The following is an 11,342-nucleotide window of genomic DNA, read 5'->3' on the forward strand; positions in this document are numbered from 1 at the left end:
AAGCGATCGGGGGTCGCTATGGAATCAGCGTGTGTTATACAGGTGTCGGGAAGCGAGCACGTGACCGATCACGACGGCTCATCGCCATCCGCAGAGAGCAGCTCTTCGTCGGGGTCGCCTAGGCTGACGCGCTCTGACTGGCTGAAATGAACGAGCGACGAGATCAGATACGCCGCCAACACCACCGCGGCCACAACGCCCATCGAAATACCCTCGGGCAACCAACCAAGATAGCTGAAGCCGAGAACGACACCACCGAGGATACTCAACCCAAGGTAGTACACCGACCACGGCACCGTTTCCTCGGGGACAACTTCGAGATAGACATCGAGGTTCTGGGCTTTCTCGGTCGAGGCCAGTCGGTCGCCGTCGACGGTGATCAGCCCGGCGTCTTCCAGCTTTGAGAGGTGATGCTGTTGGATCGAGGTGTAGACGCGCTTTCGCTCGGTTGAGGTGATCTCGGCGATCGGCTTGTCGTACTCCCAGGCGGCGACCTGTTCGGCGACATCCGACAGCGTTGTCTCGCCGTCGGCTTGATTGCAGGCATACAGCACATACCGGCGGCGGTGACTGCTCAACACGCTGAAGAGGGTGTTTTTACTTTCGCGGGCGTCGGGGGAAATGATCGAACTCATCGGACTGTAGCCGACACAACGGCTCTATTCAAGAGCGACAAACTGGAGCTACTTAACGATACTATATGCATACGACGGTGGACACCCCCGTGTTACTCCTCGACATCGTGGCCAGCCGATCGCAACAACTCGACACACCGCTCTCGGGGGTACGCAACATCGTAGGTGTCGGCCAGATACGTCTGTAACGCCGCCGGCGTCCACGTCTCGGCGTCGACATCGACGGCTGACGGTGCGTCATTGAGCGCAGTGACCACCGTCATATACTGTTCGTCGGTAAGGCCGTCGCCGGCGCCCAGCGACATGAAGTCGTCGTGGGCGGTGAGATCGTCGCCACCCTCTCCCCAGTCGTCGCTGTCGTCGTTCCCGTCAACGCCGTCAGCATCCCAGTTGTCGCTATCCACGTCGTCGCCAACAGCATCCCAATCGTCAACTGTGGCGTCGTGATCGACTTTTTCGTCGACAGCATCAGCAGTGTCGGCATCAGCATCAACAGAATCGGGAGTCGACGACGCAGCAGCTTCCGGATCCCACAGTGTCTCCTCGGCGACTGGCTCCGCGGTCGGATCCCAGTCGTCGACATCGTCGGGGGTATCCTCGTCGTCGACATCGAAGTTGTCGTCGATCTCACCGTCGCTCTCGCCGTCCTCGGGATCGCGCAATGGTTTGGTTTCGAAGGCGGATTCGAACGCCGACTGCAGTTCTGGGTCGACGACAGGATCATCGGCGTCAGCCGAGTCAGCAGCATCGGCCTCACCCTCGTTGTCTGGTGGCTCATCGACCTCTGCGTCCGCTGATAGATGACCGGCCCGGCGCAGGAGTCGCTTACACTCATCGCGCGGGTAGTCGATCCCGTATTCCTCGAACAGGTACCGCTGCAACAGCGGCAGCGACCACGACTCGGCGTCAAGGCCGACCGCCTCGGGTGGCGCATCAAGCGTGTTGTTGACGGCGACCAGTTCCGAATCGGTGAGCGTTGATCGCGGGCCGTCGGCAGCCGACGACGTGGTCGGCTCAGTCGCCGACTCTGCTGTCGATTGGGTTGGCTCAGGTGGCTGTGGCGTTGGCCCGCCGGTGACGTCATCGGAGCGCAGCCAGTTTGTCCCGCGTTTTGCGGCGTCCTGCGACGCACCGGGTGGACTGGGCGGGCGCGAGCCCACATGCCGCAGTAGGAACGAGGGCATGATCCGCCGCAGCTCCTCGCCGAGTTCGAGTTCGCGTTTTCTGGAGCGCAGCCGGAGCCGATCAGTGCCCACCGTGGCCACAAACACCCCGACGACGATGCCACCGACAAAGAGGTTGATCCCTGCGATGGCGACGATCGGATGGATCGCATGCAAACTGGCGATCAACGACGGTGGCAAGACGACCAGATACCGGTACTCACGGATAAACCGCAGGTAGCTTCCGGTCTGATCGGGCGCCTGCATCGTGATAGATGTCTCTACCGTACTGCGTCTCGGGACGTAAATCTGGGATTCACTGAGCTCAACGCCGTCGCTTGCGGCCTCCAAGAAGACCATCACCGGCAGGTGGCCGCTGTTCTGCATCGCGTAGGTCACCTCGCTTTCACCACCGACGGGGATGATCTGTGGGTTGTCGGTCGGAGCCTCCGAACTCAGGATCTCATACTGGTAGACACCGGAGGGCAATAGCATCGATATATTGAGCGGGATGATAACGACCAAGGTGAGCACCGCGATCACGATGATGGCGTTTTCGAAGATGCCACCCCGCGTCCGGCTTCGCTGTCGTTTGTCGGTCGCGCCGGTGACCGTCCCGTAGACAAATAACACGAGGCCGGCGACCATCGCCACCGTTGACAGCGTTGTCACCTCGATATCGAGCCCCAAGGGAACGAGAACAACGTTTTGGATCGTGGTGCCGACCGATCGCACCGCGGTGACGGAGGCCCCAAGCCCCGGAATCACGACGATCCCATCGCCGACGGTCAACGCGACGGATTTGATCTGGCCTTCCGAGACGGGGGGTTCATCCCCATCCTGGTCAGTAAACGGGTTGGCATCCCCCTGGGTGATATACCCCTCGTCGGTGATCTCGACGACGCGGTGGGTCGTCAGCTCACCCCCGCCGAGATTCTGCGACTCGAAGAGGATGACATCGCCAACCTCGGGATCATCCGCGATGACCGCCGGCACCGCGAGATAGCCGTCGTTTGGCTGGAGGGTCGGCACCATACTTCCGGTTTCGACGAAGACAATCGCCGGCTGGCCGAGGAGTTGACTCACCAACAACAGGAGGATAAATCCGATCAACAGCCCGCCGGCGACGTACTGCAGGAACTCTGAGGGTTTCATCGAGGGACACCCGTCGGATCAGAACTCATACTCATCGAACTCGTCGATGGTCGTATCCGCGTAGCTCACCAGCCAGTCGCGGGCCGGGGAGTCCGGCTGGATGTAGATGTAGATGTAGGTGTCATCCAACACGGTGCTGACGCCCAACTGCTCGTCTTCGATGACGCGTTTGTTGGTGTCGATCGCGACATCCACCAGTCCCTCTAAGGTGTCGACGAGGACGGTCTGTTCGTACTCCCGCTCGGAGGGGAACTCGCCGGTGGTGATCCACTCGGAGAACCGCTCGCGAGCCTGTTCGATCTCAAGGAGCTCCTCTTCTTCGTCGGTCAGTTCGGTGTACCCGGTGTACCGGAGTCCGACGATGACAACTAACAGCATAACGACCAGCCCAAAGGCGATAATCGAGCCGTAGGCCTGGAGCGGCGAGGGCTCCGCTAAGACCTCAACGGTCTCGAAGGACTCGTGGGTCTCATCGATGGTCTCGGCCTCCGCAACCCGGAACGTCGACGGCGAGACAACGATCGGCAGTTCGCTCCGGTAGGTCGTCTCGACGCTGTCGCTTTCGACAGTGCCGGACAGCTCCGAGACCGACACCACCCGCACGTCGACGATGCCTTCAGTCGCATCAAGCTGCTGTTCGACGGTGCCGATCGTTCGCAACACCTCGATGATGTTGACTGTAAAGTCGACGCGGTGGGTTTCGTCTGGCGAAAGCGTCTCGCTGTCGGCAGCCAATGGCTCGGTGAGTTCCCAGTAGGTCTCGGTCATATTGCCGTTTTCCATCCGGCCGCCGCGGATCAGCAGATAGGTGTCGGTGGTAACGGCAACGCTGCCGCTATCAGCGGTGTACTCGTAGCTATAGGTACCCTCCAACTGCTTTGAGAGCGCGGTGTAGTAGAGTGGTCGGTTACTTGCTCGGTCCCCGGCGGCAAACGGCAGGCTGTCGTTGGTGATCGGCGCGCTGTGGCTGTAGTCGGTTGACTCCGACCACTGTTCGGTCAGCCGCTGTTCGGTCTCGACGCTGGGTTCGAGATTGATCTGATACGCCCACCAGCCGACGCCGGCAGCCGCAAGAACCAGGATGATGATGAGCACGGTCGCCCACTCGTTGAGAAACGAGCGGATGCGAAGTGAGCGATCGATCTCTGCCATCTATTGACCCCATCGCACGGGCGTTCTCATTCGACAGCGATCGGACACCCGTCGCTCCGAGCGGCGGGGGCGTGTCGATCGCTGGCGTCGCTGCATATCGCCATAAAGCACGCCGGCTGGTATAAGTGCAGTGCCTACACAACCCTTACAGCGTATCGTCGTCGATGCGCTCGCCAACAAGCATGTAGCCCCGGCCTGTGAGCATGCTGCCGATCCCGCCACCGCTGATCAGGCCGGCCTCGCGAAGCGGCCCAAAGAGCTCGGTGATGTCGGCGGTCGATTTCTGGAGGATCGATTCGATGTCGATATCGCCGACAGCCGAATACAGGGTGACAAGCAGTTCGAGTTGTGCCGCAGAGAGGTCGACAGCCGCGATTGTTCGTCGCTGCTTGCGGTAGTATCGACGGAGGAACTGCGTGAAGAGTGTGTGTTCTCGGTCGTCCCAGACGCTAAACTCGGTTGTGTAGACGGTTGCCGGCGGATCGAGATGCCGAACCCCGACCGTCTCGACGCGCGTACCGTTGATCGTCCGGTGGCTCCGACCAACACCGATGATATCGGTAAACCTGATCCGGAGGGTGCCGACCATGCGGGCCAGCTTTTCGACGCGAATGGTGCGACGACTGATGGTGAGTCGACCGGCTGCTGGTGGCGTATCAAGCACCCGCCCGCCGCGTTTGGCCGGATGGATGACCCCAACCGGGGTATCGGTCAGCGGGTCGGCGTCGGGTTCGCTGACGATCCACGGCGACTGCTCGACCAGCCGTGTCTGCTCGCCGCGGGGCTCCGGGGGTCGACGCATGCCCGATGGTCACCACCCGTCGGGCAAAACAGTACGGTCTGCGCTCGGTTGATGGGCAGTCGCTTGGGGTGAGGTCGGTGTTTGGGGTGGCTTTTTAGTCACCGGCGTGAAAGGTTCTGTTGCAATGGTACACAAAAAGGTCACACTCATCGGCACCAGCACGGATAGCTTCGATGCAGCCGTCGACGACGCCATCGCTCGCGCCCGCGACACCTTGGAGAACCTCCATTGGGTTGAAGTCCAAGAGTTGGGCGTCGAACTTGCCACCGCCGACGACAAGGAGTATCAGGCGGAAGTCGAGGTCGCCTTCGAACTCGAATAGTCGCTGGTGGCGACGACGCACAGCCGCATAGACAACCACCCGCCCCAAAGTGATTTTACACCCGCTGTTCGTGGTACACCCATGAGCGACAGCGGACCACTCGGCGACGCCGGTGCGTCCACAGCCTTCCGTGAGGCCGCAGCCCTCCTTGCTGAGCCGTGGCCACCGGTCGTCCTCCGAGCGTTGGCCGACAGCGACGGGATGACATTTGAGGAACTCGCCGCGGCACTCCCCGAGATTACCGAGGAACTACTTGGTGAGACGCTGTCAACCCTTGAGGCTACCGACAGTCTCGAACAGGTCAAGATCGGCCAGCATCCACCGGAGTTCGCCTACGTGCTGACCGATCGCGGCGCGGAGTTGGAGGCGATCTGTCGGCAGCTCGCCGACTGGGTCGATACCGCCCCCGAGGAAGAGCGGATCATCGTCGTCGCCGACGACGACCGACGCGTTGCGACCATGCATACCTCGTGGCTCTCCGGGGAGTATGCGGTACGCACCGCCCATGATGGCGATGAGACGATCGAGGAGCTCGGCCCCGAGGTCGACGTGCTCGTCCTCGATCGCCGGATGCCGGGGCGTTCCGGCGACGAGGTGTTGGCGTGGCTCCGCGAACAGGAGTATGACACCCGAGTTGTGATGATCACCGCCGAGGAACCCGGCGAGGATCTCTTTGATCTCGATTTCGATGAGTATCTGACCAAGCCGGTGTCGGAAGCCGAGTTCAAGAGTGTTGTCGCCGACCTGATCGAACGGGGCGAGTACGATAGCCAACTGCAGGCGTATCTCGCCCGGCAGTCGACAGTCAGAGCGCTTCAGGCAGCTGAAGACGGGGATGCCGATGGCGTGAACGAGGACGACGTACCAACCCCACCCGACGAGAGCCGCCAGCTAACTGACGCCGATACCGATGGCTTCGAGTGGTCGGACTCCAATGGGAACTCATAGCACGATGCCTCCTGACGACACTTTCGTGCTCGGCGATGATGCGTCGATCGACGCGGTGCTCGATCGCATCGACGACGCCGTGTACGCCCTCGACACAGACTGGCGGTTCACCTTCTGTAACGAGCACGCCGCCGAGCTGCTTGCGTCAGACCCAGAGACACTACTCGGCCAAACGCTGTGGGAGGCGTTTCCGGAAGCCGCCGAGGGCCTCGTCGGCGAGGAGTTTCGCACCGCGATGGAGACCGGTGAGGCGACCCGCTTCGATATCTACTATGAGCCGCTTTCGCGATGGTTCTCCGTGCGGGCTCATCCCAGCGACACGGGGCTCACCGTGGTCTTCCGTGATCTTGCCGATCAGGACGGCCATGACCTCGATTTACAGCGGAAACAGCGGCTCTTTGAGGCGGTGTTCGAGCAGACCGCAGACGCCCTGATCGTTGCCGACGGCGACCGCCGGATCACGGATCTCAACCCAACCGCGGAATCGCTGTTCGGCTATACGACCGAGGAGGTAGTCGGCCAGCCGGTGTCGACGCTGTACGGTGAGCCCATCGGCGAAGACGACGCCACCCAACCGAGCGATCAGCCCTACGTCCTCACCTACGAGCGGGCCGATGGTACGACCTTCGAAGGCGAGACGCTCAGCACGACGCTGACCGGCCCCAACGGGGCGGCGTTGGCGACGCTGGCGTCGATCCGCGACGTGAGCAGCCGGATGGCCTACGAGCGACAGATCGAAGCCCGAAACGACGCCCTCCGACGGTTCCATGCGATCACGACCGACGAGGAACGCTCCTTCGAGGCAACCGTCGAGTCGATGTTAGCACTCGGGGTCGACTATCTTGATGTCGATATGGGCGTCTTTGCCAGCATCGACAGTGGCGACTACGCGGTGGAGGCCACCGTGCCCGATAACGCGCCGATTACCGCCGGCGATAGCTTCGCTCTTGACGAAACCTACTGTAAACCCGTCGTTGAGGCCGGCGAACCTGTCACATTCACCAGCGGCCCGGATGGCGAGGACGCCGACATGGAAGCGTATGGAACCGACGGCTTCCAGACGTATCTCGGCGTGCCGGTTGTCGTCGATGACACGCCGTACGGGACGCTCTGTTTTGCCGCCCGAGACAGCCGACGCGAGGGGTTTACCGACGGCGACACCGCCTTCGCCCAGATCGCCGCTCAGTGGCTTGGCTCCGAGCTTTCGAGCAACGCCTTCGAGGCCAAACTCACCGCGCTCAACGAAACAGCCAGACAGCTGATGGCCGCGGAATCTCGCGACGCAATCGCCGAGGTCACAGCCGAGCGAGCAGCGGCGGTACTTGACCTGCCGCTCACCGGCATCTGGTGGTACGATGACGACCGCGAGGCCCTCGTGCCGGCGACCCAAACGGCGGCAGCCGCCGAGTTGATCGACGACCAGCCGACGTTCCACCAAGGTGACGCCGTCGCGTGGGAAGCATTCACCGACGATGAGACCCGTGTATACGACGACCTTACCGATGCCGAGGCGTTACACAACGACGAGACGGTCTTCGGCTCGGAAGTGTTGGTGCCACTTGGCGACCACGGGATCCTTGTGACCGGTGCGACGACAGCGCATGCGTTCTCGGAGACCGATCGCACGCTGATCGATGTGTTAGCAGCGACGGTCACCGCCGCCCTCGATCAGGCCGAACGCGAGGCGGTGCTGCGGGAGACACAGGCCGAACTCGAAGCCGCAAACGAGGAACTCGCGCTGTTGAATCAGGTTGTTCGCCACGATATCAAAAACGACGTGGCGGTGATCTTAGGCCACGGCAAAAGCCTCGCCGACCAGCTTGATGAGTCGGCGGCCGACTCCCTCCAGCCCGTGTTGCGGGCTGCGACCCACATCACCGATATCACCGAGACAGTTGGTGAGTTCCTTGACGTGATCGGCGGTGACGCCGAACCCGCACTGGAGCCGATTGACCTCACCGCGGTGTTGACCGACGAATGCCGGAAAGCCCGCCGCACCTACGAGGATGCTGACATCCAAATCGATGATGGATTTCCGACCGGGGTTGAGGTTGCGGCGACGGAACTGCTCTCCTCGGTGTTCCGAAACCTGATCACCAACGCGATCACGCACAACGACAAACCGACACCCGAGGTGACGATCAGCGGCGAGGAGCGCGGCGACAGCGTCGTCATCCACGTTGCCGACAACGGCCCCGGCATCCCCGAGGATCGCCGCCAAGAGATCTTCGGCCGCGGGGAACACGGGTTAGAAAGCCCTGGCTCGGGGATCGGGCTGTATCTCGTCGATACCCTCACCGACATCTACGACGGCGACATCGAGATCACCGACAACGAGCCCGAGGGCAGCGTGTTTACACTCACGCTCCAGAAAGCGTCGTCGTAATCGACACGGTCGACCCGGACTGATTCCAATCGATCGCAGCCAACGGTCGCAGCGACTCGGTGGTATCACGGCTACACGGCTAAGTGTGCGGGCCCACTACCAGAAGTATGCAACAGCCGATCGTCGGCGACCCGCCAGAGTACTCGCTTCGCGATACCGACGTGCCGTGGGTGCTGGGGACACAGCTCACCACGCGATCCGGGCCGATTGCGCGAGCACCCGAGGGGTCGCCGGTGCTCATGATCGAGGCCCACGACTTTGCGGCGCGGAAACCGTATCACCACCACAAGCTGACGCTTGTTTTCGCCGCGATGCGACACTTTCGGGATCGACTCCGCGACGCCGGCTACGAGGTGATCTACATCACGGCTGAGAGCTTCGCCGACGGGCTGGCGACGTTTTTCGACGACTACCCAGAGGCACGGTTGGTGGCGATGCGGTCGCCCAGCTACGGCTCCGAACGCCGGTTTCGGGAGTTGATCGAGGCCGCCGACGGCGACGTGCGATTCGTTGACAACGAGCTGTTTGTCAGCACCCGACAAGCCTTCGATGAGTGGGCTAACGCCGATCCCGACGACGAAACGCCGACGTTCAAACATGAGCCGATGTATCGGTGGCTGCGCCGCGAGACTGGGATGTTGATGAACGGCGACCAGCCGGTTGGCGGCGAATGGAACTACGACGACGAGAACCGTGAGTTTCCCGACGAGACGTGGACAGCCCCGCCAACGCCGTCGGCTGCGCCCGACGAGCAAACGGTCGAGACGGCTGCCTGGGTCGACGCTACCTTCGAAACGTGGGGGAACACCGCTGTCGACACCTTCCCGTGGCCCGTGACCCGAAAGCAGGCGTGTGAGGCCCTTACGCAGTTTATTGACGAGCGACTCGGCGAGTTCGGTCGGTATCAGGATGCGATGCGGGCCGACGACTGGGCGATGGCCCACTCGCTGCTCGGGTCATCGATTAATCTCGGCCTGTTGCACCCGGTGGAGGTTATCGACGCGATTACTGACGCCTACGAGTCTCGCGATCTCCCGCTCAATGCGGTCGAGGGGTGTATTCGCCAGATACTCGGCTGGCGGGAGTTCATGCGGCACGTCTATCGGCATGCGATGCCAGCCCTCGCAGAAGCCAACCAACTCGATGCGACTGCGTCACTGCCGGCATTCTACTGGGACGGCGACACCGAGATGGAATGTCTCTCACAGACGATCAGTGAGGTTCACGATCGCGGCTACTCCCATCACATCCAGCGGCTGATGGTGTTGGCCAACTTCGCCACGCTGTGGGGTGTCGAACCCAGCGAACTCAACGACTGGTTTCATGCGACCTACGTCGATGCCTACCATTGGGTGACAACACCGAACGTGATCGAGATGGGCCAGTACGGCCACGGCGTCTTCGCCACGAAACCCTACGTCTCCTCGGCCAACTACATCGACAAAATGTCGGACTACTGTAGTGACTGCAAGTATTATAAAACGAAGACGACCGGCGAGAACGCCTGTCCGTTCAACGCGTTGTACTGGGACTTTCTTGATCGCAACGAGGCACAACTTCGGAGCAACCACCGCATGGGGCTGATGTATAGTCACGTTGACGACAAACAGGAAACCGACGAGATGGCGGCGATCCGCGAGCGCGTTGCCGAGCTTCGAACGAAGGCTGTTGATGGGCGGCTCTAACCAGCGGATACGTGATATTTGGCATATACGATGTGGCTAACATATCGGACACGCATTTATTTGCACCATTTGCGAGCTCAAAATGGATGTATATATGATTATAAATATCCTTTTCTCAGTTTCAGCAGAAATTAACATACAAATATAAACATGATATATCCTAAATGATCATGTTTATACCGGTGGTTTCTGTACTGACAGTATGGCTCGGGCGCACCCGGTGACACCTCATCTCGACGCCGAGTGGCTTCACTGTCACCATGCTGCCCGCCATACTACCAGGTGAGATCTATGACAGACACATACGTTGGGTCAATCGACCAAGGGACGACCGGTACCCGCTTCATGGTATTCGACCATGACGGGAATGTTGTATCGCAAGCCTACGAAAAACACGAACAGATCTATCCGGAGCCCGGCTGGGTCGAACACGACCCGATGGAAATCTGGGAGAACACGAAGCTCGTCATCAACGAGGCCCTCGACAAGGAAGGCCTCGATGCCGAGCAACTCGAATCGATCGGGATCACCAACCAGCGCGAGACCACGATTATCTGGGACGCCGAAACCGGCAAACCAGTACACAACGCACTCGTCTGGCAGGATCGTCGTACCACCGACCGCGTCGAAGAAATCCAGGAAGCCGGCAAAGTAGAGGAGATCCGCGAGAAAACGGGTCTCGAATGTGATGCGTACTTCTCGGCGACGAAAGCCGAGTGGATCCTCGACAACGCCGATCCGATCAAGCTCCAGCGATCGCGACCGGAAGATGTCCGCGACCGCGCCGAAGACGGCGAGCTCATGATGGGCACCCCGGACACATGGGTTATCTACAACCTTACTGGTAACCACATCACCGACGTGTCCAACGCATCCCGCACGATGCTCTACGACATCAACGAGCTCGAATGGGACGACGAACTCCTCGATGAGTTCAACGTTCCCCGAGAGATCCTGCCCGAAGTCCGTCCGTCCTCAGACGACGAAACCTACGGTTCGACGGACGCCGACGGCTTCCTCGGTGCCGAAGTGCCCGTCGCGGGTGCCCTCGGCGACCAGCAGGCCGCGCTGTTCGGCCAGACCTGCTTCGACGC

Annotated in this window: 9 protein-coding genes; 5 read left to right on the forward strand and 4 right to left on the reverse strand. The window is 61.0% G+C overall.

What is annotated here, in order from left to right; all coding sequences use genetic code 11:
* Nucleotides 1-68: 68 nt before the first annotated feature.
* From DM826_RS09470 to DM826_RS09485, 4 genes are all read right to left on the reverse strand, one after another.
* Nucleotides 69-635, reverse strand: coding sequence for a DUF7344 domain-containing protein (locus DM826_RS09470; protein ID WP_120103150.1), 567 nt, complete (start codon nt 633-635; stop codon nt 69-71).
* A gap of 92 nt (nt 636-727) precedes the next feature.
* Nucleotides 728-2,953, reverse strand: a complete 2,226-nt coding sequence (locus DM826_RS09475) for a signal peptidase I (RefSeq protein ID WP_120103151.1) — start codon at nt 2,951-2,953, stop codon at nt 728-730.
* Nucleotides 2,954-2,971: 18 nt separating this feature from the next.
* Nucleotides 2,972-4,105: a DUF5305 domain-containing protein gene (locus DM826_RS09480; protein ID WP_120103152.1), complete on the reverse strand. Its 1,134-nt coding sequence runs from the start codon at nt 4,103-4,105 to the stop codon at nt 2,972-2,974.
* A gap of 145 nt (nt 4,106-4,250) precedes the next feature.
* A complete protein-coding gene (locus tag DM826_RS09485; protein ID WP_120103153.1) occupies nt 4,251-4,907 on the reverse strand; it encodes a CheF family chemotaxis protein in 657 nt (218 codons plus the stop codon).
* A 124-nt stretch (nt 4,908-5,031) separates the two neighbouring features.
* Between DM826_RS09485 and DM826_RS09490 the strand changes: the two genes are divergently transcribed.
* The 5 genes from DM826_RS09490 to DM826_RS09510 all read left to right on the forward strand — a co-directional run.
* Nucleotides 5,032-5,229, forward strand: coding sequence for a dodecin (locus DM826_RS09490; RefSeq protein ID WP_120103154.1), 198 nt, complete (start codon nt 5,032-5,034; stop codon nt 5,227-5,229).
* A gap of 81 nt (nt 5,230-5,310) precedes the next feature.
* Nucleotides 5,311-6,177 carry a response regulator gene (locus DM826_RS09495; RefSeq protein ID WP_120103155.1) on the forward strand — a complete coding sequence of 289 codons (867 nt, stop codon included), beginning with the start codon at nt 5,311-5,313 and terminating at the stop codon, nt 6,175-6,177.
* Nucleotides 6,164-8,563 carry a GAF domain-containing protein gene (locus DM826_RS09500; RefSeq protein ID WP_165853294.1) on the forward strand — a complete coding sequence of 800 codons (2,400 nt, stop codon included), beginning with the start codon at nt 6,164-6,166 and terminating at the stop codon, nt 8,561-8,563. The genes DM826_RS09495 and DM826_RS09500 overlap by 14 nt, the downstream gene beginning before the upstream one ends.
* A 107-nt stretch (nt 8,564-8,670) precedes the next feature.
* A complete protein-coding gene (locus DM826_RS09505) occupies nt 8,671-10,248 on the forward strand; it encodes a cryptochrome/photolyase family protein (protein WP_120103157.1) in 1,578 nt (525 codons plus the stop codon).
* Between the two features lie 291 nt (nt 10,249-10,539).
* Nucleotides 10,540-11,342 (forward strand): FGGY family carbohydrate kinase (locus tag DM826_RS09510; protein ID WP_267899975.1); only part of this gene is annotated, 803 nt, incomplete at its 3' end.

Source organism: Halonotius aquaticus (assembly GCF_003605575.1).
Lineage (GTDB): Archaea > Halobacteriota > Halobacteria > Halobacteriales > Haloferacaceae > Halonotius > Halonotius aquaticus.